Raw genomic sequence first — 22,726 nt, forward strand, 5'->3', positions numbered from 1 at the left:
CGGAAGCCGACCCGGGTCCCCCAGCCCCCGAAGCCGGGCAGCGGACCACATCCGCCCAGCCACGGGAGTGACTTCGCGGCCGGTCCGGACTACCCTGCGGCGGGGCGTGCCGTACACTTGACGATCGTTGCCGCCTTAGCTCAGTCGGCTAGAGCGACGCACTCGTAATGCGTAGGTCGACGGTTCGATTCCGTCAGGCGGCTCGGTGAAGAAGCCCAGGTCAAAGACCTGGGCTTCTTCGTTTCTTGAGCAGTGTCACCAGGCCTTGCGCGCTTGCCGCGACCGCGTGTTCCCGATCCGTGATCGCGCCCAGCTCGACGAAGCGTCGAGCTGGGCGCGACGAGTCGAGCTATGCCACGAAGCGGGAACGGCGGCGGCGTCCGAGCAGGTAGCCCGCGCCGCCGAGGAGCAGAAGCGCACCGCCGACGCCGGCTACGGTCGCGGTGTTGTCGCCGGTCACGGGCAGCCCACCGCCCTCGCCACCACCGGGAGCGGCCGGACTGGCGGAGGAAGCAGGCGGCGGCGCGACGGTCGTCGTGGCGCTGGGCGTGGCGCTCGGTACCGACGTCGGCCGGGACGTCGGCGTCGGAGTGGGCGAAGCGGCGCAGTCAAGCGCTCGTGCGGCGTACACGCCGTCGTTCAGGTAAGCCAGGTAGGCATCGACGGACGGGTCGTCGAGCACCTTCTGCGCGGCCTTTCGTACGTTGGTGCCGGCACCCGTCATCGTCTGGCCGATCTTGATTCGCAGAGCCGTCGCCCAGATGTCCTGCACGTCCTCCTTGAGGAACGCGCGAAGGTCTTCCGCGGTGCCGTTCAGTCGTTCCTGAATCGCGCCGGGCAGGACGGGCAACGAGTCGGTGGTCGCCGCGTGCAGGATCTGGGCGGCCAGCAGTCGCACCTGGCCGTCGGCGGCGGTGTCCAGGTCGATGGTGACGAGTTTGCGGATGTCCTTGTAGACCTTGCGCTCGACCGTCTGGCAGGCCTCATTGAGCACGGGCGGCTCGGTTTGAGCCGTCGCCGGCGCCGCCGGGAGCAGAAAGACCAGCGCCACTAAAGCGCCGGCCGGGATTTTCCACTGCATTTGGTTCTTCCTCCCCGTGTATGTCAAAACATGCAGATGCTACCGGCGGGGGGCGGAAAAGCAATGTGGTATCGATGCCGGTTTTCGCGGCGACGAATTCGGTGAGGCACCGGCCGGCGGAGCGACTCCGCCCGCCTACCGGCGCTCGGCGCGCTGCCGTGCGGCCTCGTACAGGGCCACCGTCCCGGCCGCCGCCGCGTTCAGCGAACTCGCCGCCCCCACGATGGGGATGCGCACCATCCGGTCACTGGCCTCCTGCCAGCCCTTGCTGAGTCCGTGCGTCTCGTTGCCGACCAGCAGGAGAGTGGGGCCGGTCAGGTCGTGCTCGGCGACGTCCACGTCCCCGTGCTCGTCCGTACCGATGATCTGGACCTGCGGAAGCCCGTCCGCGCGCACCGCGGCGACCCAGTCCAGGACGTCGCGGTGGCCGGCGACGCGCACCACGGGTACGGCGAACAGCGACCCGGTGGTGGCCCGGACCGCCTTCGGGTCGTACGGGTCGGCGGCGTGGCCGGTGATGATCACGCCGGAGGCGCCGAACGCATCAGCGGAGCGGATCAGCGTGCCGATGTTGCCCGGGGTCTTGGGGCGGTCGAAGACCACCACGAGCATCGCCGGCCCGACCGGGATGCGGGCCAGGTCGTCGGCGGGTTGCGCCACCACGGCCAGCAGCTCGGGTGACTCCTCCTCCTTGCCGCTCAGTTCCCGCATCAGCTCCGGCGCGAGGGCGGCCCGCCTGGCGTCGGTGCGGTCGAGCAGGTCGCGGCACCAGCGGGACAGGGGCTGCCGGTCCGGGTACAGGAAGGCGCGGATCTCCCAGCCCTGCTCCAGGGCCACCGTGATCGGGCGGACTCCCTGAACCAGGAACTCCCCGGAACGCTGCCGCTTGGTGCGGTTGGTCAGCAGCGCCTGCCACTGCTGGAAGCTCGCGTTGCGGGTGGTGATCGTCAAGGTCTTCGCCACCCGCCGATTCAACCCCATCGCCTGCCCGCGCCACCCGCCGTATCCACCCCGCCCCCTACGCCGCCGGGCAACGGTCTAGGGTCGGAGCGCCTGCTCGTCGCACCGGAGCGCCCGGCCGCCGAGTAGCAGCGCCCGCTCGACGAGGCGGTGCGGCGTGATTGTCCCCCGCCTGACCAGCCGCTATCGTTCCCTCGCCCCAGCCCGCAGAGTTTGAGGATCGCGATGACTTCCCCGCCGCTGACGAAAGGTGCCGATCGGGAAGGATCACCCGACGAGGAGCCGGCCGGTACGGCGACCGGCCGCGAGCCGGGCAGGGAGGCGACGCCGAGCCGGTTCCGGGCCGACGTCGCCGGGCTCCGGGCCGTCGCCGTGGGGCTGGTGCTGCTCTACCACGCCGGGCTGCCGTTCATCCCCGGTGGCTTCGTCGGCGTCGACGTCTTCTTCGTGATCTCCGGCTTCCTCATCACCGGGCAGCTCATCTCCGAGATCGAGCGCAGCGGGCGGGTCTCGCTCACCGGCTTCTACGCGCGGCGGGCCAAGCGGATCCTGCCCGCGGCCACCGTGGTGCTGGCGGCCACCGCAGTGGCGGTCCGGCTGTTCGTACCCCGGGGTGAGTGGCAGGTCATCGGCGGCGACATCGCCGCCGCGGCGACCTACGTCGTCAACTGGCGGTTCGCCGACCGCGCGGTCGACTACCTGGCCGAGGACGTCGCGCCGTCGCCGGTGCAGCACTTCTGGTCACTCGCCGTGGAGGAGCAGTTCTACCTGCTCTGGCCGCTGCTGATCGTGCTGGCCATCCTCGCCGCGCGCAAGCTCCGGCGGGCGAACGTACGGCCGGTCCTGTGGGTGGGTCTCGCGGTGCTGGCGGTGCCGTCGTTCGCCTGGTCGATCGTCGAGACGGCGAACTCGCCGGAGCGCGCGTTCTTCGTCTCCACCACGCGGCTGTGGGAACTCGCGGTCGGTGCGGCGGTCGCCCTGCTGGCGGTCCGCGCCGCGCGGATGCCCCGGTCGGTGGCGGTCGTCCTCGGGTGGCTCGGCCTCGCCGCGATCGTGGTGGCGGCGCTGCTGGTCAGCGGGAAGACCGCATGGCCGGGGTACGCGGCGGCGCTGCCCACGCTCGGCGCGGCGGCGGTGATCGCGGCCGGTGCCGCAGCCGGCTCCCGGGGGCCGGTGATGGTGCTCGGCCTGCGTCCGTTCCAGTGGATCGGTGACCTGTCGTACTCGCTGTACCTGTGGCACTGGCCGATGCTCGTGGTGGCCGCCGCGCACTTCGGTGACCTGTCGGTGACCGAGGGCCTGGTCGTGGCGCTCGCCTCGGTGATCCCGGCCTGGCTCACGTTCCGGCTGGTGGAGAACCCGCTGCGCTACTCGCGGAAGATCTCCACGTCGCCGCGCCTGGCGTTGAGCCTGGGCGGCAACTTCACGCTCGCCGGCATCTGCGCCGGCCTGGTCCTGGTGCTGATGGGCGCGTGGGCCGCCGCCGCGACCACGACCAAGAGCCGGTACGCCCCGGGCGCCGCGCTGCTGTCCACAGCGCCCGGCACGGCGCCGATCGGCCCGGTCCCGGAGCGGTTCGACGCGATCACGCCGGACCCGCTGCAGATCCGGCAGGGCTTCATGGACGTGCCCGACACCAACCGGGACAAGTGTTTCCAGCAGGTCGAGGGCGCCGAGGTGCTGTCCTGCACGTACGGCGTTCCGAACGGGTCCACCACCGTCGCGCTCGTCGGCGACTCGAAGATGGACCAGTGGCTGCCCGCGTTCCAGGTACTCGCCACGCAGAACGGCTGGAAGCTGCTGATCATGGCGAAGGCGGGATGCGCCTTCACCAGCGCCCAGGTCCTCAAGGGCGACGGGTCCGGCAAGCCGTACACCGACTGCATCGAGTGGAACCGCGCGCTGCTGGACCGCCTGGTGCGGGAGCGCCCCGACTACGTGGTCACCTCGCAGTCGGCGTCGACGGCCCTGGACAGCGGGGGCAAGCGCGCCACTGTCGCAGCGATGGTGTCCGGCGTTCGGGCCTCGTGGAAGAAGCTCGACTCGGTGGGGACCAAGGTCGTCGTCCTCGCCAACAACCCGCATCCGGGCGCGGCGGTGGCCTGTGCCGACAAGAACCGCAAGCGCCTGTCGGCCTGCGCGTTCGACCGGGAGCGGCACGACCAGGACCCGGGGTACCGGATGCAGCGGCAGGCGGTCGCGGGCGCGCCGAAGGTCAAGATGATCGACCTGTTCGACGCCGTCTGCCCGACCGACAGGTGCCCTGTGGTGTTCGGCAACGTGCTCATCTACCGGGGTGGCTCGCACATCGGCGCGGCGTACGTGAAGACCACCGCACCGCACCTCGCCCGCGCCCTGGCCGACGTGGGCGTGCCGGCGCGCTTCACCCCGGCGGGGTAGCGCGCCGGGGTTGCGGCGCCGACCGCCGGCGACGAGGTCAGCGGTAGAGCGTCTCCAGGTAGGCCGGGCCGTAGTGGCGCTCCAGGTCGGCCAGGCTCTCCGCGGGGGCCTCCACCTCCTTGATCAGCCGGGCCCGTGTCGGCAGCACGTCCGGCTGCCAGGTCTCCGGCTGCCACAGCTCGGAGCGCAGGAACGCCTTCGCGCAGTGGTAGAAGATCTGCTCGATCGCGACCTCGACGGCCAGCAGCGGCCGGTGGCCCTTGACCTCCATGTCGGCGAACCACGGCGCGTCGGCGATCAGCCGGGCCCGGCCGTTGATCCGCAGCGTGTCGGTACGGCCGGGGATCAGGAAGATCAACCCGACGTGCGGGTTGGCCAGGATGTTGCGGTAGCCGTCGGCACGCCGGTTGCCGGGCCGCTCCGGAATCGCGATCGTGGTGTCGTCGAGCACCAGCGCGAAACCCGGCGGGTCACCCTTGGGGGAGACGTCGCAGGTGCCGTCCGCGCCGGCGGTGGCGATCAGGCAGAACGGCGAGGCGGCGAGCCACTCCCGGTCGCGTTCGTGCAGCGTACGGCGGTCCTTGGCGGCCGCCCGCGGCATCGGTGTGCCGATCAGTTCACGTAGTTCGGCCTCGCTTGTGATCTCCCGGGTCGTCACGTCTTCCTCCCCCGTCCGTTGACCTCGACGGCGGTTCCGCCCCGCGACGGGCCGCGATCCGCCAAGGTCAGCCTAGAAGAGCGCGTCGAGCGCCGGGTTTGCCCCCGGGGCCGGCGGGTAGGGACCGGTTCGCAGCGTGCGTCCGGACACGACGGATGGAGGCCGAGATGGAGAGCCGACTGAAGGTGCTCGGCCATCCCGTGCATCCGATGCTCGTGATGTTCCCGGTGGCGCTCCTCGTGACCGCCGTGATCTTCGATGTGGTGGACACCGTGGGCGGGCCGGACTTCCTCGGCGAGGTCGCGTACTGGAACATCACCGTCGGTCTGATCGGTGGCCTGCTGGCCGCGGCGGCCGGGGCGTTCGACCTGCTCGCCCTGCCGGCCGGCACCCGCGCCAAGCGGGTCGGGCTCACCCACGCCGCCGCCAACGTGGCGGTCATCCTGCTGTTCGCCGCGGTCTGGGTGGTCCGGCTCAACGCCGACTCCCGCGCGGCGGGCGGCGCGTTGATCGCCATCGAGGTGGTCGCCCTGGCGATCCTCGGCGTCAGCGCCTGGCTCGGCGGCGAGCTGGTGGACCGGCTCGGTGTCGGCGTCGACCCGGAGCACGACCTGAATGCGCCCAGCTCGCTGCGACCCCCCTCGGCGACCCAGCGGATCGGAGACGTGCGATGACCGAACAGAGCGGCGGACGGGGCTGGCGTGGCCGCCAGCAGGGCTGGGATCCGATGGGGGAGCTCCAGTCGCTGCGCTCCGAGCTGAGCCGGCTGGTCGGCGGACGGTCCGGCAACCAGGACGTGGATCTGGCCGAGACGGCCGACGGCTGGGAGGTGATCGTCCGGCTTCCGGGCGTCGCGCCGGAGGAGGTCGCGGTCGAGCTGGACGACCGGGAGCTGTGCGTACGCGCCCGGTCGGAGGCCGAGGTGAACGCCGACCACGGCATCCCGGGCGGGTTCACCACCCGGGGCTTCGAGTACCGCGTGGACCTGCCGTCCCGCGTGGACCCGGACCGGATCGACGCGGTGATGGACCACGGCCTGCTGCGGGTGCGGGTGCCCCGGGCGTCCCGGCCCGCGCCGCGCACCATCACCGTCGGTCGCACCGGCCCGCGACCGGGCGCCGACCGTACGCCGATGCCCGCCGACCCGGCCGCGGACCGGGAACTGCACCACCCGGACACCGCGCTCGACGAGATCGACAGGCCGTAGGGGCCGCGTGACCAGCCCGTCCGACGACTCCGGCTCGGCGCGTCTGTCGGCGCGCCGCGACCTGGAGCCGTCGTCGGTGCTCGGTCCGGTCGGCGAGCGCGTCCCGGACGTCGAGCGGATCGCCGTGCTGCGGGCCAACGCGCTCGGTGACTTCATCTTCGTGCTGCCGGCACTGGACGCGCTGCGGTCCGCGTACCCGTCGGCTGAGATCGTGCTGCTCGGCGCGCCGTGGCACGCGGCGCTCTGGCGCGACCGGCCCGGCCCGGTGGACCGGGTGCTGGTGGTGCCGGCGGCGCCGGGCATCCGCGACCCGGCGCCCGGCGAGTCGCCCGGTGACGTACCGGCGTTCCTGGCCGCCGCCCGCGCCGAACGGTTCGACCTGGCGGTGCAGGTGCACGGCGGCGGCGGCAACTCGAACCCGTTCGTGGCCGGGCTGGGCGCCCGGGTCACGGCCGGTCTGCGGGCCGAGGGCGCGCCGCCGCTGGACCGGTGGCTGCGCTACGTCTACTACCAGCACGAGGTGATCCGCTACCTGGAGGTCGCAGCCCTGGTCGGGGCGCCCGCCACCACGATCACCCCGGCGCTCGCGGTCACCGCAGCCGACCGGGCGGAGGCCGCCGCCGTGCTCGGCGAACCCACCCGGCCCCGGGTCGCGTTGCACCCGGGTGCCACCGACACGCGGCGCCGCTGGCCGCCGGAACGCTTCGCCGAGGTCGCCCGCGAGCTGACCGGAGACGGGTACGAGGTGCTGGTCACCGGCACCCCCACCGAGCAGGAGACGGTCGACGCGGTGGTGGCGGCGGCCGGAGTGCCGGTGCGCCCACAGGTCGGCACGCTCGGTCTGGGCGCGCTCGCCGCCGCGTACGCGGACTGCGCGCTCGTGGTCTCCAACGACACCGGCCCGCTGCACCTGGCTGCCGCCGTGGGCGCGCCCACGGTCGGCGTCTTCTGGGTCGGCAACCTGATCAACGGGGCGTCGCCGCTGCGCGGGCGGCACCGCCCGATCGCCGCCTGGACCACCCACTGCCCGGTCTGCGGAGTCGACTGCACACCCGGGATCTACCCGCACCGGCCGGGCGACGGCGAGTGCCCGCACCGGGTGTCGTTCGTGGCCGACGTGCCCGCCGCCGAGGTGGTCGAGGCGGCCCGCGAGCTGCTCACACCTCCGCAGACGACTCGCTGAGCACCACTTCCCACGCCTCCACGTCGCGTTCGGTGACAGTGGTCGGCGACTCCAGGTGGTACGCCCCGCTGGGCAGGACACCGGCGCCGCCGTGACGCTCCAGCACGGCGAGCTGGGCGGCGACGTCCTCACCCTGGTGCCGCTCGGGCAGCCGCTCCCAGAAGTCGAAGCCGCCGGAGTCGACGAGCTTGGCCCGGTCGTATAGCACGCACCCGCCGATCCAGGAGATCTTGTACGCCCGCCACTCGCCCGCCGCCAGGTTCAGCTTCTCGGTGACGTGCAGCAGGTTCGCCGCCGGATGGATGGACGCCCGGTGCCATTCCGGCGTGCCGGGCTGGATGCGTTCCGGCACCGGCGGCCCGGCCCACTCCTCGTAGTGCCGGTGCGTCTCCGGGCGGACGTCGTCGGCGTAGGAGAGCCCGTGCACCGCGTTGCCGACGAACCCGCAGCCCAGCTCGTCCAGCGCGGTGACCAGCCGGGACAGCGCGCCCGGCTCCAGCCACACGTCGTCGTCGAGGCAGAGCACGGCGTCGGCCGCCGACTGGGCCAGCAGGTAGGACCGGTGTTCGGCCAGACCGCGGCGGGGCAGCCGCCGGGTCAGCAGCACCGGGTGTCCTCGATGACGAAGCGCCCGGACCATCGTGGCGGCGGCCGGGTGCGCGTACGCGGGCTCGCCGTCGGACTGGTCGCTGACCACCACCCCGAAGCCGGGTACGCCCTCCTGGGCGGCCAGCCCGGACAGCGTGACAGCAAGTTCGGCGGGCCGGTTGCGGGTGGGGATCAGCACGTCGAGCCGCCGGCGCTGCCGGAACCGTTCGGGCGTACCCGGGTCGAGCGGACGGGTCACGCCGGCCTGCCCTCGCCCACGGCGGGGCTATGCTGCTGGTCTGGCATGGCCTCACGGCCCTCGCTTCGCTCGGTGCGTTCGCTCATGCTGTGCGACTGGGCGCGGATCCGGTCGATGATCGCCGAGGTGGAGCGGTCCGGCACGTACCCGAGCGTGCGCACCTGCCCGCCCAGCCGCCGTACCAGCGGCGCCTCCGGCACCATCTCCGGCGGGTAGTCGCCGCCCTTGACGTAGACGTCGGGTCGGACCGCCTCGATCAGCCGGGCCGGCGAGTCCTCCTCGAAGACCACCACGTGGTCGACGCAGGCCAGCGCCGCCAGCAGGGCGATCCGGTCCTCGACCGGGTTGACCGGCCGGTCCGGGCCCTTGAGCCGCCGTACGCTGCCGTCCGAGTTGACCGCCACGATCAGCAGGTCGCCGAGCGCGCGGGCCTGGGTCAGGTAGCGGACGTGCCCCGGGTGCAGCACGTCGAAGCAGCCGTTGGTGAACACCACCGACCGCCCGGCCTGCCGGTGCTCGTCCACCAGCGCGGCCAGCTCGTCGGCGCCGACCAGGGCCGGGTGCCCGCCCTCGTCCGCGTCGGTGCCCAGCGCGGCCAGCAGATCCTGCCGCCGGCACACGCAGGTGCCGGTGTCGGCGACCGTGATGGTGGCGGCGAGCTGGGCGAGCTGGGCGGCGGTGGGCAGGCCCGCGTCGGCGGCGAGCGCCAGCGTCATGGCCGCCAGGTACGCGTCCCCGGCGCCCACCGCGTGACTGGCCGGGACCGGGGTGCTGTGGCTGCGCCGGGGCGCGCCCTCGGCGCCGCCGACCACAGCGCCCTCGGTGTCCAGGGTCACCGCCACCACGTCGGCGCCGGTGTGCTCGCGCAGCTCGGGCAGGCGTGACTCGGCCAGCACGGCCCGGTCGACTCCGGCGCCGGCCGCCGCGCTCACCGTCACGCCGGTCCCGGTGACGCTGAGCCCGTCCCCGGTGAGCGCCACCCGCTCCTCGCCGGGCGTCGGCTCGCCGGTCGGCCCGGCCGGGGCCTCGGCTGCCGGTGTGCCCGAGGTCGGGTGCGGGCTGCCGGGTACGCGCTCACCGGCCCCGCCGGGCGCGGCACCCACCATCAGCTCGGACGGGCCGTCGGCCTCGGCCGGATGATCCAGGTGCACGTCGCCGCTGGGGACAGCACCCCGCTCGGCGTGCGCGAACCCGGCGGCGGCGCGGGCCAGCAGCCGGGTCGCCTCGGCGAAGCTCGGCGTCACCACTGTCGGGTTCAGTCCACGCCAGTCGGCCAGGTCGTGCGCGTCCAGCGCCACGGTGCCGTACCGGTCCCGGTTGGCCACCAGCCAGGCGCGTACCGCCGAGGGCAGCGCGCCCAGGCCGTAGTCGCAGACCACGAGCGTGAGCGGCTGACCGGCGGCCACCGCGCGCAGCTCCTCGGTGGCGCAGTGCAGCGCGGTCAGCAGGCGGGCCACGCCGTCGGCGTCCAGCCCGTCCTCCGGGCCGCCGGAGTCCTCGCGGAGCAGGATCTGGTTGCCGGCGAGCATCCGCCGCTTGACCGGCGTGTGCCGGCCCGGCTGGCTCACCGTACGGTCCCAGACCGCCGCGCGGTCCAGGCAGTCGTGCAGTTCGTCGCCGGCCACGTCGGCGCCGACCGGGGCGACGAGCGCGGCCCGGCCGCCGAGCGCTGCGACGTTCACCGCCGTGTTGGCGGCGCCCCCGGCCGCGGAGATCCGCCGCCGCAGGGTGAGGACCGGCGCGGGCGCCTCGCGGCAGAGCCGCTCCGACTCGGCGAACCGCCACTCGTCCAGCATGGCGTCCCCGACGACCAGCACGGGACGCTGCTGCCAGCTCGCCACGACGGTGGCCAGCCGGCGCTCTTCCGCTGCTGCTCCTGCCATGCCTCTGCGGATCCCCCCGGGCCGTCGGGACAAACATGGTGCGATGCGGGCCACCCGATGCGTCCGGTTTCGCGGCATCGGGCGGGGGAACCGTGCAGACGTACCCCGGAGAGGAGAAGCAGCATGGCAGCGACACTTCAGGGCAAGCGCATCGCCTTCCTGGCCGCCGACGGCGTCGAGGAGGTCGAGTACACCGAGCCCCGGGAGGCGGTGGAGAACGCCGGCGCCCAGGTCGAGCTGGTCTCCATCGAGTCCGGCACGATCCAGGCCTTCAACCACCTCGACCACGGCAAGCAGTACCAGGTCGACGTCACCACCAAGGAGGCGGATGCCGGGGCGTACGACGGCCTGGTCCTGCCCGGTGGCGTGGCGAACCCCGACTTCCTGCGTGCGGACCCGGAGGCGGTCCGGTTCGTCAAGGCGTTCTTCGACGCCGGCAAGCCGGTCGGCGTGATCTGCCACGGCCCGTGGACGCTCGTCGAGGCGGACGTCGTGCGGGGCCGCACCATCACCTCCTGGCCGAGCCTGCGCACCGACCTCACCAACGCCGGGGCGAACTGGGTCGACCAGGAGGTCGTCACCGACAACGGGCTGGTCAGCAGCCGCAAGCCGGACGACCTGCCGGCGTTCTGCGCCAAGATCGTCGAGGAGTTCGCCGAGGGGCGGCACACCGCCCGCTGAAAACTCACAGTCCCACCGGGGGCATGATCCGCCCCCGGTGGGATAGGAAGCGGGATGACCGCCCAGGCCGCCCGTCCCGCACTGCCCGCCCGCCAGATCCGCCTGCTGATGTTCGGTCTGATGACCGGCATGCTGCTGGCGGCTCTTGATCAGACGATCGTCGGCACCGCGCTGCCGACGATCGTCGGCGAACTGGGCGGCATCAACCACTACTCGTGGGTGGTCACCGCGTACCTGCTGGCCTCGACCGCCTCGACGCCGCTGTACGGCAAGATGGCCGACCTGTACGGACGCCGGCCGGTCTTCCTGTTCTCGATCGGGATGTTCCTGCTCGGCTCGCTGCTGGCGGGACTGTCGCAGAACATGACCCAGCTGATCGTCACGCGAGGCGTGCAGGGCCTGGGCGCCGGTGGCCTGATGACGCTGGCGTTCACCATCATCTCGGACGTGGTGTCGCCCCGGGAGCGTGGCCGCTACCAGGGGTTGTTCGGCGCGGTGTTCGGGGTGTCGTCGGTGGCCGGACCACTCGTCGGCGGTTACTTCGCAGAGAACAACTGGCGGTGGATCTTCTACATCAACGTGCCGTTGGCGATCCTCGCCATCGTGGTCTGCTGGCACGTGATGCGGCTGGTGCCGTTCGAGCGCCGGGAGCACACAGTCGACTGGATCGGCGCGGCGCTGCTGGTCGCCGGCGTGAGCTGCCTGCTGCTGGCGCTGAGCTGGGGCGGCGCCGAGTACGCCTGGGGCTCCGGCGTGATCGTCGGGCTGTTCGCCGCGGGCGTGGTGCTGGGCGTGCTGTTCGTCGTCCAGGAGGCACGGACCAAGGAGCCGATCCTGCCGCTGCGGCTGTTCCGCAGCGCCACGTTCGCGCTCGCCAACGGGGCGGGTTTCGTGCTCGGTCTGGTGATGTTCGGGTCGATCATCTTCATCCCGCTGTACCTCCAGATCGTCAAGGGCGCCTCGCCGACCCGCAGCGGTCTGCTGATGCTGCCGATGATGGCCGGCGTCATCGTCACCTCGGTGCTCACCGGCCGGGCGATGAGCCGGATCGGCCGGTACAAGTGGTTCCCGGTGGCCGGTGCGGCCGTGCTGGTGGTCGGCATGCTGCTGTTCCAGCAGCTCCAGGTGGCCACCACGCTGTGGGCCGCGTTCGGCTACATGGTGGTGATCGGCGTCGGGCTGGGCCTGTGCATGCAGTCGCTGATCCTGGCCGTGCAGAACGCGGTGAGCGTCCGCGACCTGGGCGCGGGCACCTCGTCGGCGACGTTCTTCCGGTCGCTCGGCGGCTCGTTCGGCGTGGCCATCCTCGGGGCGGTGCTGTCGTCCCGGCTCACCGCCGAGATGTCCGCGCGGCTGCCGGGGGCGCTGGCGCAGCTCCCGCCGGAGCAGCGGGCCGCGGTGACTGCCGGTGGAGACTTCTCGATCAACGACCCGGCGGCGATCCTCGCGCTGCCCGCCCCGGTACGCGCCGCCGTCCAGGCCGCGTTCGTCGAGTCGCTGCACCTGGTCTTCCTGACCACCGGGCTGATCGCCGTGATCGCCGTGCTGGTCACCCTGGCCATGCCGAACCTTCAGTTGCGCGGCACCGGCCCGCAGGGCGCGACCGGCGGCGCCGACCCGCTCGGCGGAAAGGCGCCCGCGCCCGGCGGCAAGCCGCTGACGAAGGAGTCGAAGGACGAGGCCGCCGCCGACATGGAGGCGAAGTCGCAGACGATGCTCTGAGCCGGGCTACTTGAGGATCAGCCGGTTGGTCTGCTCGAACACGTCGAGGTCGGCGAGCGTCTCGTGCACGCTCGTCGACAGCGGGTGCGGGAAGTCCGCCGGGTGGAAGAACCCGGAGTCCGTGGTCTCGTCGGTGAACCGGGCCAGCTCGCCGTCCCACTCGTCGACCCGGAACGCCGTGGTGAAGACCTGGTACGTGTGCCCGTACATGTTGGTGTGGGTGCGGTCCGGGCCGGTGTAGAGCGCGAACGCGCTGACCCGCGTCGCCCGAAGGCCGGTCTCCTCCCGGACCTCCCGGACGGCGCAGTCGGCGATCGACTCGCCGAGTTCCATGGCGCCGGCCGGCAACGCCCACTGGCCGTTGTCGGAGCGCTGGATGAGCAGCACCCGGGCGGCGTTGTCGCGCACCACGGCGCGGGCGCCGACGAACATCAGGGTGCGGTCACCGGCCAGGGCGCGGAGTTGCCCCACGTACGAGTCGGCCCACGAGATGCTCACCCGGACAATCTACGCAGCATCCGCGATCACCTCGGCGATTCCGGGGGGTTCCGTAGATGTGACCGCCGCCACTACTTTGTCACCCATGCGTAGCACGATGATGGACGCCCCCCTTCAGGTCGCCCGGATCCTCGAACACGGCTCCACCGTGCACGGCGCGGCGGAGGTGGTCACCTGGACCGGCGCCGAGCCCCGCCGGATGACGTACGCGGAGGTCGGCCGCACCGCGGCCCGGCTGGCCCACGCGTTGCGCGACGAGTGCGGGGTGACCGGCGACGAGCGGGTCGGCACGTTCATGTGGAACAACAACGAGCACCTGGTGGCGTACTTCGCCGTGCCGAGCATGGGCGCGGTGCTGCACACGCTCAACATCCGGCTCTTCCCCGACCAGGTCGCCTACATCGCCAACCACGCGCAGGACCGGGTGGTCCTCGTCGACACCACGCTCATCCCGCTGCTCGCCCGGGTGATCGGCGAGATGACCACCGTGTCGCACGTGGTGGTCGTCGGCGGCGGTGACCCGGCCCCGCTGCTGGCCGTGGCCGGTGACCGGATCACCGTGCACCACTGGGACGCGCTGCTGGACGGCCGTCCGGACCACTTCGACTGGCCGGAGGTGGACGAGCGGGACGCGGCGGCGCTCTGCTACACCTCGGGCACCACCGGCAACCCCAAGGGCGTCGCCTACTCGCACCGCTCGATCTACCTGCACTCGCTCCAGGTCTGCATGCCGGAGGGCTTCGGGCTCGGTCCGAACGATCGCGAGCTGGCCATCGTGCCGATGTTCCACGCGATGTCCTGGGGCCTGCCGTACGCGGCGTTCCTCTCCGGCGCGTCGCTGATCATGCCGGACCGGTTCCTCCAGGCCGAGCCGATCGCCGCGATGATCGCCGCCGAGCGGCCCACGCTCGCCGGTGCGGTGCCGACCATCTGGACCGACCTGCTGGCCTACCTGGACGCGCACGAGGTGGACCTCTCCTCGCTGCGGGAGGTGATCGTCGGCGGGTCGGCCTGCCCGCCGTCGCTGATGCACGCCTTCCACGACCGCTACGGCATCGACGTCATCCACGCCTGGGGCATGACCGAGATGTCGCCGCTGGGCTCGGTCTCCCGGGCGCCGGCCGGTGCCACCGGCGACGACGCCTGGCGCTACCGCTACACGCAGGGCCGCGTCCCGGCGGGGGTGACCGCGCGGATCGTCGGCCCGGCCGGCGAGCCGCTGCCCGCCGACGGGACGGCAGTGGGCGAGCTGGAGGTACGCGGGCCGTGGGTGACCGCCCGGTACATCGGCGACGACGCCCCGGAGGAGGAGAAGTTCCGGGACGGCTGGCTGCGTACCGGTGACGTCGGCACGCTTTCGCCGGACGGCTACATCACGCTCACCGACCGCGCCAAGGACGTGATCAAGTCGGGCGGGGAGTGGATCTCCTCGGTCGAACTGGAGAACGCCCTGATGGCCCACCCGGCGGTGCTGGAGGCGTGCGTGGTGGGCGTACCGGACGAGCGCTGGGACGAGCGGCCGCTGGCCACTGTGGTGGTCCGCGAGGGCGCGTCGGTGACCGCCGAGGAACTGCGGGACTTCCTCGCCGGTTCGGTGGCCCGCTGGCAGTTGCCGGAGCGGTGGGCGTTCATCGACGCGGTGCCGAAGACCAGCGTCGGCAAGTTCGACAAGAAGGTGGTGCGCTCGCGGTACGCCGACGGCGGGCTCGACGTGCGGGAACTGACCGCGTCGTAACGTTTCGCGGCGTACCGTCGCCTACACGGGCAGGAACACGTTTCCAACGGGCATTCCTCCCAGAGGGCGGCCCCGGCGTTCGCACCGCGCCGGGGCCGCCCGTCCGTTACGGGGTGACCCGCACCGTCATTGTTGCGAAACTTGTTCGCGTCTGTCCGGCTGTCGGGGAAATCCGGTCGCCTACTCGTCGGCGGTGCTCACCAGCACCTTGCCCACCACGCTGTCCTGCACCGCCTGCTGCGCGGCAGCGGCCTCCGCCAGCGGGTACCGGTGCAGCGGCAGGCCGGCCTCCTCGCCGACTCGGATCGCGCCCTGCGCCACCGCCGCCGCGATGTCGGTGACCGCCTGCGCCTTCGCCACCTTCGGCGCGGTGTAGATCAGCACGAACTGCCAGCGCGCGTTCGGGACCATCAGCGGCCGGATCGGCAACGTCACCTCGTCGCCGCCGTCGTCGGCGTACACGCAGACCGCCCCGCCGGTGCGCAGCATCCGTACGTCGGCGGCGGCGTTCCGGGCGGCGGAGACCTCGACGATCGTGTGCACCCCGTCGGGCGCGACCTTGCGGACCTCCTCGACCACGTCCTGCTCGCGATAGTTGATCACGAAGCTGGCCCCGGCCGCCGCTGCGAGCTGCGCCTTTTCCGGGCTGCTCACCGTGGTGATCACGCACGCGTCGGCCCACCGGGCGAGCTGGATCGCCGCGTTGCCCACCGCGCCCGCGCCGCCCTGCACCAGCACCACGTGGTCGCTCAACGCGCCCGCGTGCAGCTTGTCCGGCATGAACTCGCCGGCGGTCAGGCAGCGGTGCGCGGTCATGAACGGGATACCGAGCGCCGCACCCAGGTCGAACGAGGCCGGACCGAGCGGCACCGCGTGCCGGACCGGGACCAGCGTGTACTCGGCGGCAGTGCCCCACGGGCGCTGCCAAGCCGCCTCCCACACCCAGACCCGCTCACCGATGAGCGTCCGGTCCACGCCCTCGCCGACCGCCTCGACCACCCCGGCGCCGTCCTGGTGGGGGATCTGCCAGCCGGCCGGCAGCGGCCACGCCTGGCGGGCCTTCCAGTCGGTCGGGTTCACCCCCGACACGGCCATCCGGACCAGCACCTCGCCCGGACCGGGTTCCGGCACCGGCCGCTCGACCACCTGGAGCACCGAGGCGTCCCCGCTGCGCTCGTACACGATCGCCTTCATCGCCGTCCCCTCACCGTCGTCGCGTGATGGCGCTACCCCGCCGTCTACCGATCATTCCGCCGCACGGCGGCCGAGTGACTCGACCACCTCGGGAGTGAGCGCGCCGATCGAGGGGAGCAGCACGGCCGCGAGCGCCTCCGCGTCCGGGTCGAGCGGGTACGAGCCGTGCGGCACCGCCACCACCCGGCACCCGGCGGCTGCCGCCGAGCGGACCCCGTTCGACGAGTCCTCCACCGCCACGCACCGGGCCGGGTCGACGCCCAGCCGCTGCGCCACCGCGAGCCACACGTCGGGCGCGGGCTTGCCCCGGGCGGTCTCCTCGGTCGACAGCGTCGCGCCGAACGCGCCGGCCAGGCCCGTCGCGTCCAGCGCCGCCGCGATCAGCCGGGTCGGTGAGGAACTGGCCAGGCCCAGCGGCCACCGCGCGGCGATGCGGCGCACGACCGCGTCGGCGCCGTCGATCAGCGGTACGCGCTGCGCGTACCGCCGGGCCATCTCGGTCACCACCTCGGTGGCGACCTGCTCGGCCGACCTGTCGACGCCCAGCTCACCGCTCAGGTAGCCGGCCCACTCGGCGGTGCTCATGCCCATCAGCCGGCGCTGGGTGTCCGGCTGCCAGGTGCCACCGTGCTCGGCCACGTACGCCCGCCGGACCTCCTCCCAGACCGGCTCCGAGTCCACGATCACGCCGTCCAGGTCGAAGAGCACCGCGTCCACCACGTCGACCATCCTGCCCCAGCCGGCGGCCGGACTCACCGTGGCAGCGCGGCTCCGGCCGAACGCTGCGCCGGAAGGCCGATCGGAGCCTTGGCCGGGATGATCGTGCGGCAGCGCGTCGCGATCGGTTCCAGCAGCTCCCGCAGCCGGTCGGTACGCTCCGCGCCCAGCGCCTGCCACGGACCCGAAGCGGCCCGGTCGGTGGCCTCCTCGACCACGCGGAACGTCTCCGTGGCGTACGGCGTGGGGCTCAGGTCGTCGGTCAGCCAGCCCTTGTCCACCAGGCGCTGCTCGGCGGCGGTCCACTGCTCGTCGGTCCAGCCCCGGGCCGGCTGGTGGAACTCGCGGGACTGGTCGACCCGGCACCGCCAGGCCACCACGTCGGCCGGCTCCAGCCCGGTCGTGACCAGCGCCGCCACGTGGCCGTCGCCGCGGTGCTCGCGCAGCGTGGTGGCGGCCTGCCAGAGCCGGGCCAGCGGGTACTCGCCCCGGGGCAGCGCGGCGTTGACCGCGCCGAGCACCCGGCCGGCGACGTCCACCCGGCCGGCCGCCTCCTCCAGCAGGTCGGCGGCCTCGACCAGGTGCGACTCGGGCAGCTCGTAGGTGAACTCGGCGAGCGCCTGCACACCACCGGTGAGCCGGGCCCGCAGCGCCTCCTCCGGGGTGGCCAGGTGCCACACCGACGGCAGCGCGCGGGCCACCATGGCCGGCGCGAAACTGAAGAACGCAGCAGTCACGGCGGGCGCGTCGACCGCGCCCAGCGGCGCGGCCCGGCCGGCGAAGTAGCCGCGCCAGTAGCCCCGCAGCCCGACCGCCTCGAACGCGGCCCGGGCACGGGGGTGGAAGTAGGTCACCGCGTGGACCGGCTCGTAGAGCGTCCACATCTGCCGGGTCACCCCGGCCTCGTCCAGCGCCGCCACGTGCACCTCCGCGTCGGTGGGCAGATCACCACGGGCGGACGTGCCGCCCGTGGTGACCATGAACCTACTGCCGCTGGGTGACCGGGCGGAAGCCCGGAGTGATCTACTGCGCAGCCAGCACGTCGACGACGAAGCGCAGCGGCCCGGCCGGACGACCGCCGGCGGCGTCGTTGCCGTACGCCAGCTCGGCCGGGAGGTCCAGCTGGACCCGGCTGCCCACCGGCACACCGACCAGGCCCTGGTCCCAGCCCTTGATGACCTGGCCCACGCCGATCTGGAAGGTGGCCGGCTGGCCGGAGTCCCAGGACGCGTCGAACTGCTTGCCGTCCTTGTAGAAGACACCCACGTAGTTCGTGGTGATGTTCTGGCCGGCCTTCACCGCCGGGCCGGTGCCCTTGACGAGCGTGGTGACAGTGAGCTTCTTCAGCTCACCGGTGCCGGCCTGCACGGTCGGCTTGGTCTTCAGCGCCGGGTCCATGCCGGCGGGCAGCTCCGGAGCGGGCATCCCGGTGGGCTCGGCCGGTGCGGTGGGACTGGCCGAGGAGCCGGCGGTGGACGCCTTGTCGTCGTCCCCGCTGTTCAGCCAGACCAGGCCGCCGACCAGGGCCACCACCGCGAGCACGCCCACCGCCGCGCCGAGGATCGACTGCCGGCGGCGACGCGCCTCGGCCGCCTTCTTCTCGGCCAGCTGGGCGGCCAGCCGCCGCTGTGCCTTGGTGGCCGGGGCCTGGCCCGCCGACCGGTTCTCCACACGCTCGCTCACGTCGACTCCCTGCAGGGTGGGTGGGTGCGCCCCCGGCGGGCCGCCGCCGAGGCCAGCGCACACGGTACCCGCCCGGACCCCCAGCGTGCCCATACGGCCACCACGATCCGGACACGAAGCCCGATACGAGGGCACGGCGCGGGGTAGTTTCCGACCATGGCGATCCTCAGCGAAGAAGACCTGGCCCTGCTCGCCGAGCCGCAGCTCGCGCACGTGGCGACGGTCGAGGCCGACGGCACCCCGCACGTCACCCCGGTCTGGGTGGACACCGACGGCGAGCACGTCGTGTTCAACACGGCCAAAGGCCGGCAGAAGTACCTGAACATGTCCCGCAACCCGGTGGTCGCGGTGTCGGTGGCGGACAAGGCCGACGACTACCGCACGCTGTGGATCAAGGGCACCGTCGAGTTCGTCACCGAAGGCGCCGACGAGCACATCGACCGGATGGCGAAGAAGTACCTCGGCCAGGACACCTACCCCTGGCGCCGCCCGGGCGAGGAACGCGTCATCGTCCGCGTCACCCCGACCGAGAAGCTCGGCCGCGGCTGAGTGGCGCGGGCCCCGCCGTCCATCGAGGGCGGGGCCCGCCGTACGCGTCAGGCGCTCTTCTTCGTGGCCGTCTTCTTCGCGGGCGTCTTCTTGGCGGCGGTCTTCTTCGCCGGTTCGGCCTTCTTCGCCGCCGTCTTCTTCGCGGGCGTCTTCTTGGCCGCCGTCTTCTTCGCCGGTTCGGCCTTCTTCGCCGGCGCCTTCTTCGCGGCCTTCTTGGCGGATCGGGCCGACGAGATCGGGGTCGGCTCGGCACCGCCACCGGACGGCGCTTCGCCCCGGGCCGCCCGGGCCCGCTCGACCGACGCCTTCAGCGCCGCCATCAGGTCGACTGCGGCGGCGGGCGCGGCCTCTTCCTCCTCCGGCTGCACCACCTCGCGGCCCTCGACCTTCGCGTCGATGACCTCCTGCAACGCCGCCCGGTAGTCGTCGGTGAACGCGTCCGGCTCGAACTCACCGGCCATCGAGTCGATCAGCGAGCTGGCCATGGCCAGCTCGGGCGGGCGGACCTTCAGGTCCTCGTCCAGGAAGCCGAAGTCCGGCCGGCGGATCTCGTCCGGCCACAGCATGGTGTTGAGCAGCAGTACGCCCTCGCGCACCCGCAGCGTGGCCAGCTGCTCCCGCTGGCGCAGCGCCACCTTGACGATCGCCACCCGCTCCGAGTCGGACAGCGCGTCGCGCAACAGCACGTACGGCTTCGTCGCCGAGCCCTCCGGCTCCAGGAAGTACGCCTTGTTGTAGAGGATCGGGTCGACCTGCTCGGCCGGTACGAACTCCAGTACGTCGATCGCGTGCGAGGTGCTCAACGGCAGGTCGGCGAAGTCGGAGTCGGTGAGGATGACCATCTCGCCGCCGCCGATGTCGTATCCCTTGGCGATGTCGTCGTAGGTGACCTCCTCGCCGCAGACCGAGCAGGTGCGCTTGTAGCGGATCCGGCCGCCGTCCTCACGGTGCACCTGGTGGAAACGGATGTCCTTCTCCTCGGTGGCCGAGTAGACCTTCACCCCGATCGACACCAGGCCGAACGACACCGCTCCTTTCCAGATCGCCCGCATTCCCGCGCTCCTCTCCCCGGTTGACCACCAGAATCGCAAACGATCGAACGGGACGCACGCGCTTCCGTGCGCAACTACAGTCAGGAGGTGCCCGGCGCGCCGTTGAAGCCGATGCTCGCGACGACCGGGCAGCTCCCGGCCGGCGCTGCCTGGTCGTACGAGTTCAAGTGGGACGGCGTACGCGCGCTCGCCGACATCTCCCGCGGCGACCGGCACTTCTACGCCCGCTCCGGCGTCGAGATCACCACCGCGTATCCGGAACTGCTCAACCTGGCCGAGCAGGTCGACGACGCGCTGCTCGACGGCGAGGTGGTCCTCTTCGCCGACGGGCAGCCCTCGTTCACCGCGCTCGCCGAGCGGATGCACGTGCGCAACCCGGCCAAGGCGGCGCGGCTGGCGGCGACAGTACCCGTCACGTACATGATCTTCGACGTGTTGCGGCTCGACGGCGTCGACCTGACCGCCCGGCCGTGGCGGGAGCGACGGGCGGCGCTGGAGTCGCTCGGTCTCGGCGCCGCCCGGTGGGCGGTGCCGCCGGTCTTCGGCGACGGGCCGGCCACCTACGCGGCGGCCGGTGAGCACGGGCTGGAGGGGGTGATGGCCAAGCGGGTCGACTCGCTCTACCGGCCCGGCGTGCGCTCGCCCGACTGGGTGAAGGTCAAGCTGGAGGTCACCGCAGACTTCGTGGTCGGCGGCTGGCGACCCGGCGCCCGGCGCGTCGGTGGCCTGCTGGTCGGCGTGCCCGGCCCGGACGGGCGGCTGATCTACCGGGGGCGGGTCGGCGGCGGGATCGGCGCGGCGATCGAACGGGAACTGCTGCGCGAGCTGGAACCGCTGCGCGCCGACGCGTCCCCGTTCGCCGCCGGCGTGCCGCGTGAGGATGCTCGGGGCGCGATCTGGGTAACTCCCCGGATCGTGGTGGAGGTCAAGTACGGCCAGCGCACGCCGGACGGCCGGCTGCGCTTCCCGCGCATCCTGCGCCTGCGCCCGGACAAGCCGCCCGAGGAGGTCGACGATGCCGTCTGACCGGCTCAAGGTCGAGGTCGATGGACGCTCGCTGGAGCTGTCCAACCTGGACAAGGTGCTGTTCCCGAAGGCCGGCTTCACGAAGGGCGAGGTGATCGACTACTACACCCGGATCGCCCCCGTGCTGCTGCCGCACCTGCGCGACCGCGCGCTGACCCGGATCCGGTTCCCCAACGGCGTCGACGGCGGCTCGTTCTTCGAGAAGAACGCACCCGCCGCGACCCCCGGTTGGGTACGCACCGAGAACCTGCCCGCCCCCGGGTCGACGAAGGGGCGGGAGACCATCGACTACGTGGTCTGCGACGAGCTGCCCACGCTCGTGTGGCTGGCCAACCTCGCCGCGCTGGAGCTGCACACTCCCCAGTGGAAGATCGGCGCGCACCCGGACATGATGGTGGTCGACCTGGACCCGGGCGCCCCGGCGGCGCTCAAGCAGTGCTGCCAGGTGGCGCTGCTGATGCGCGACCGGCTGGCTTCCGACGGCGTCGAGGCGTACCCGAAGACGTCGGGCAAGAAGGGCATGCAGCTGTGCTGCCCGATCGCCGGTACGCAGGACGCCGAACTCGTCTCCGACTACGCCAAGCGCATCGCGCAGGAGCTGGAGCAGGCACACCCGAAGCTGATCGTGTCGAAGATGGCAAAGAACCTGCGCCCCGGCAAGGTCTTCATCGACTGGAGTCAGAACAACGCGGCGAAGACGACTGTGGCGCCGTACTCGCTGCGGGCCCAGTCGGTGCCCTCGGTGTCGACGCCGCTGACCTGGGACGAGGTGGAGGCCGGTGCGGCGGGGAAACGGCCGTCGACGCGGCCGTACACCGCGGGTGAGGTGCTCAAGCGGGTGGAGAAGCAGGGCGACCTGCTGGCCCCGCTGCTCGACGGCGGTCCGGAACTGCCCGCGCGCTGACCCGGGCCGCTCGACTGCTGGGCTGCCCTGGACGGGCGGCTCGGACGGTTAGGGTGAGCGGACCGGCAGACAGGAGTCCGCACATGGCCCACCAGGCAACCGTCGCCGTCGACGCGGTCGGGTACCCGCTGCTCAGCTACCACGACGACGAGACCGGGGAACGCACCGACCTCACCGCCGCGCAGCTCGGCGAGTGGACCGCCCGCAGCGCCGGACTGCTGCGCGACGGGTGCGGACTACGCCCCGGTGACCGGGTGGCGGTGCTGCTGCCGCCGCACTGGCGTACCGCTGCGGTGCTGCTCGGGGCCTGGTCGGTGGGCTTGTCCGTGTCGTTCCGGCCCCGCGCGCTGGCCGGCCTGCCGGTGCTCGAACCGGGCGCGGACCGGCCGTACGACGCGGTGTTCGTGACCCCGGAACGGCTCGACGACTGGCTGGAGGACGTGCCCGAGGGGACACACCGCTACCTGGTGGGCACCGGGCCGGGCCCGCTCGCCGAGGTGCCGCCGGGCTGGCTGGACTGGTCGGCCGAGGTGCTGCGGCACCCGACCGACCCGCCGGACTACACGGCGGTCGACCCGGCCGGCCCGGCCACGCCGGACGGCACCAGCTTCGGCGCGTGGCGTCGCCTGGCCGCCGAGATCGCCACCCAGCGCGACTTGCGCCGAGGCGACCGCCTGGTGATCGACCCGGCCGAGGACGAGCAGCCCGTGAAGTGGCTCCTGGCCCCCTTGTCCGCCGGAGCCACG

The 22,726-nt window shown here is 72.6% G+C and carries 22 protein-coding genes and 1 tRNA gene; 12 read left to right on the forward strand and 11 right to left on the reverse strand.

Annotated features, from left to right (window positions below; translation table 11 throughout):
* Positions 1-129: 129 nt before the first annotated feature.
* Positions 130-203: transfer RNA gene (locus F8279_RS21750), tRNA-Thr, on the forward strand.
* 146 nt (positions 204-349) lie between these two features.
* Here the strand turns inward: F8279_RS21750 and F8279_RS21755 are convergent.
* Positions 350-1,081: an LPXTG cell wall anchor domain-containing protein gene (locus tag F8279_RS21755; RefSeq protein WP_091414639.1), complete on the reverse strand. Its 732-nt coding sequence runs from the start codon at positions 1,079-1,081 to the stop codon at positions 350-352.
* A 135-nt stretch (positions 1,082-1,216) separates the two neighbouring features.
* Entirely contained in the window at positions 1,217-2,044 is an 828-nt protein-coding gene (locus tag F8279_RS21760) for a TrmH family RNA methyltransferase (RefSeq protein ID WP_151500898.1), read from the reverse strand.
* 222 nt (positions 2,045-2,266) lie between these two features.
* Between F8279_RS21760 and F8279_RS21765 the strand changes: the two genes are divergently transcribed.
* Positions 2,267-4,441 carry an acyltransferase family protein gene (locus F8279_RS21765; RefSeq protein WP_151500899.1) on the forward strand — a complete coding sequence of 725 codons (2,175 nt, stop codon included), beginning with the start codon at positions 2,267-2,269 and terminating at the stop codon, positions 4,439-4,441.
* Between the two features lie 37 nt (positions 4,442-4,478).
* On the opposite strand, the gene F8279_RS21770 is transcribed toward F8279_RS21765, so the two are convergent.
* Positions 4,479-5,099: a pyridoxamine 5'-phosphate oxidase family protein gene (locus F8279_RS21770; protein WP_116503531.1), complete on the reverse strand. Its 621-nt coding sequence runs from the start codon at positions 5,097-5,099 to the stop codon at positions 4,479-4,481.
* Between the two features lie 167 nt (positions 5,100-5,266).
* On the opposite strand from F8279_RS21770, the gene F8279_RS21775 reads away from it, so the two are divergent.
* From F8279_RS21775 to F8279_RS21785, 3 genes are all read left to right on the forward strand, one after another.
* Entirely contained in the window at positions 5,267-5,773 is a 507-nt protein-coding gene (locus tag F8279_RS21775; protein WP_151500900.1) for a DUF2231 domain-containing protein, read from the forward strand.
* Positions 5,770-6,306 carry an Hsp20/alpha crystallin family protein gene (locus tag F8279_RS21780; RefSeq protein WP_151500901.1) on the forward strand — a complete coding sequence of 179 codons (537 nt, stop codon included), beginning with the start codon at positions 5,770-5,772 and terminating at the stop codon, positions 6,304-6,306. Before F8279_RS21775 ends, F8279_RS21780 begins: the two co-directional genes overlap by 4 nt.
* 61 nt (positions 6,307-6,367) lie before the next feature.
* Complete coding sequence (locus tag F8279_RS21785; RefSeq protein WP_192580741.1) at positions 6,368-7,489, forward strand: glycosyltransferase family 9 protein; 1,122 nt, start codon at positions 6,368-6,370, stop codon at positions 7,487-7,489.
* Here the strand turns inward: F8279_RS21785 and F8279_RS21790 are convergent.
* Positions 7,464-8,336 carry a glycosyltransferase family 2 protein gene (locus F8279_RS21790; RefSeq protein ID WP_151500902.1) on the reverse strand — a complete coding sequence of 291 codons (873 nt, stop codon included), beginning with the start codon at positions 8,334-8,336 and terminating at the stop codon, positions 7,464-7,466. The genes F8279_RS21785 and F8279_RS21790 overlap by 26 nt on opposite strands.
* A complete protein-coding gene (rfaE2, locus tag F8279_RS21795) occupies positions 8,333-10,219 on the reverse strand; it encodes a D-glycero-beta-D-manno-heptose 1-phosphate adenylyltransferase (protein WP_225853361.1) in 1,887 nt (628 codons plus the stop codon). Before rfaE2 ends, F8279_RS21790 begins: the two co-directional genes overlap by 4 nt.
* A gap of 123 nt (positions 10,220-10,342) precedes the next feature.
* On the opposite strand from rfaE2, the gene F8279_RS21800 reads away from it, so the two are divergent.
* Positions 10,343-10,900, forward strand: coding sequence for a type 1 glutamine amidotransferase domain-containing protein (locus tag F8279_RS21800; protein ID WP_091414652.1), 558 nt, complete (start codon positions 10,343-10,345; stop codon positions 10,898-10,900).
* A gap of 54 nt (positions 10,901-10,954) precedes the next feature.
* A complete protein-coding gene (locus tag F8279_RS21805; protein ID WP_091414655.1) occupies positions 10,955-12,622 on the forward strand; it encodes an MDR family MFS transporter in 1,668 nt (555 codons plus the stop codon).
* A gap of 6 nt (positions 12,623-12,628) precedes the next feature.
* On the opposite strand, the gene F8279_RS21810 is transcribed toward F8279_RS21805, so the two are convergent.
* Complete coding sequence (locus F8279_RS21810) at positions 12,629-13,120, reverse strand: NUDIX domain-containing protein (protein ID WP_091414658.1); 492 nt, start codon at positions 13,118-13,120, stop codon at positions 12,629-12,631.
* Between the two features lie 100 nt (positions 13,121-13,220).
* On the opposite strand from F8279_RS21810, the gene F8279_RS21815 reads away from it, so the two are divergent.
* Complete coding sequence (locus tag F8279_RS21815; protein ID WP_192580742.1) at positions 13,221-14,855, forward strand: fatty acid--CoA ligase; 1,635 nt, start codon at positions 13,221-13,223, stop codon at positions 14,853-14,855.
* A 180-nt stretch (positions 14,856-15,035) separates the two neighbouring features.
* Here F8279_RS21815 and F8279_RS21820 read toward each other — a convergent pair whose 3' ends face one another.
* From F8279_RS21820 to F8279_RS21835, 4 genes are all read right to left on the reverse strand, one after another.
* Positions 15,036-16,049: an NADPH:quinone reductase gene (locus F8279_RS21820; RefSeq protein ID WP_091414663.1), complete on the reverse strand. Its 1,014-nt coding sequence runs from the start codon at positions 16,047-16,049 to the stop codon at positions 15,036-15,038.
* A 51-nt stretch (positions 16,050-16,100) separates the two neighbouring features.
* On the reverse strand, positions 16,101-16,769 hold the full coding sequence (locus F8279_RS21825) for an HAD family phosphatase (protein ID WP_091416133.1): 669 nt from the start codon (positions 16,767-16,769) through the stop codon (positions 16,101-16,103).
* Between the two features lie 32 nt (positions 16,770-16,801).
* Positions 16,802-17,650 (reverse strand): hypothetical protein, encoded by an 849-nt coding sequence (locus F8279_RS21830; protein WP_192580743.1) that lies wholly within the window; start codon positions 17,648-17,650, stop codon positions 16,802-16,804.
* A 139-nt stretch (positions 17,651-17,789) separates the two neighbouring features.
* Positions 17,790-18,542 (reverse strand): FKBP-type peptidyl-prolyl cis-trans isomerase, encoded by a 753-nt coding sequence (locus F8279_RS21835; protein ID WP_091414666.1) that lies wholly within the window; start codon positions 18,540-18,542, stop codon positions 17,790-17,792.
* Between the two features lie 63 nt (positions 18,543-18,605).
* Between F8279_RS21835 and F8279_RS21840 the strand changes: the two genes are divergently transcribed.
* Positions 18,606-18,998 (forward strand): PPOX class F420-dependent oxidoreductase, encoded by a 393-nt coding sequence (locus F8279_RS21840; RefSeq protein WP_151500905.1) that lies wholly within the window; start codon positions 18,606-18,608, stop codon positions 18,996-18,998.
* Between the two features lie 47 nt (positions 18,999-19,045).
* Here the strand turns inward: F8279_RS21840 and F8279_RS21845 are convergent, their stop codons facing one another.
* Complete coding sequence (locus tag F8279_RS21845) at positions 19,046-20,050, reverse strand: Ku protein (protein WP_091414671.1); 1,005 nt, start codon at positions 20,048-20,050, stop codon at positions 19,046-19,048.
* Between the two features lie 87 nt (positions 20,051-20,137).
* Between F8279_RS21845 and ligD (F8279_RS21850) the strand changes: the two genes are divergently transcribed.
* The 3 genes from ligD (F8279_RS21850) to F8279_RS21860 form a co-directional block, all read left to right on the forward strand.
* Positions 20,138-21,076 (forward strand): non-homologous end-joining DNA ligase, encoded by a 939-nt coding sequence (gene ligD, locus F8279_RS21850; protein WP_091416135.1) that lies wholly within the window; start codon positions 20,138-20,140, stop codon positions 21,074-21,076.
* The gene (ligD, locus tag F8279_RS21855) at positions 21,066-21,980 is read left to right on the forward strand and encodes a non-homologous end-joining DNA ligase (RefSeq protein WP_151500906.1); all 915 of its coding nucleotides are present in this window, start codon (positions 21,066-21,068) and stop codon (positions 21,978-21,980) included. Before ligD (F8279_RS21850) ends, ligD (F8279_RS21855) begins: the two co-directional genes overlap by 11 nt.
* Before the next feature lie 83 nt (positions 21,981-22,063).
* Positions 22,064-22,726: TIGR03089 family protein (locus tag F8279_RS21860; protein WP_151500907.1), on the forward strand; the 663-nt coding region annotated here is incomplete at its 3' end.

The organism is Micromonospora sp. AMSO1212t (genome assembly GCF_008868145.1).
In the GTDB taxonomy this organism is placed as follows: Bacteria; Actinomycetota; Actinomycetes; order Mycobacteriales; family Micromonosporaceae; genus Micromonospora; species Micromonospora tulbaghiae.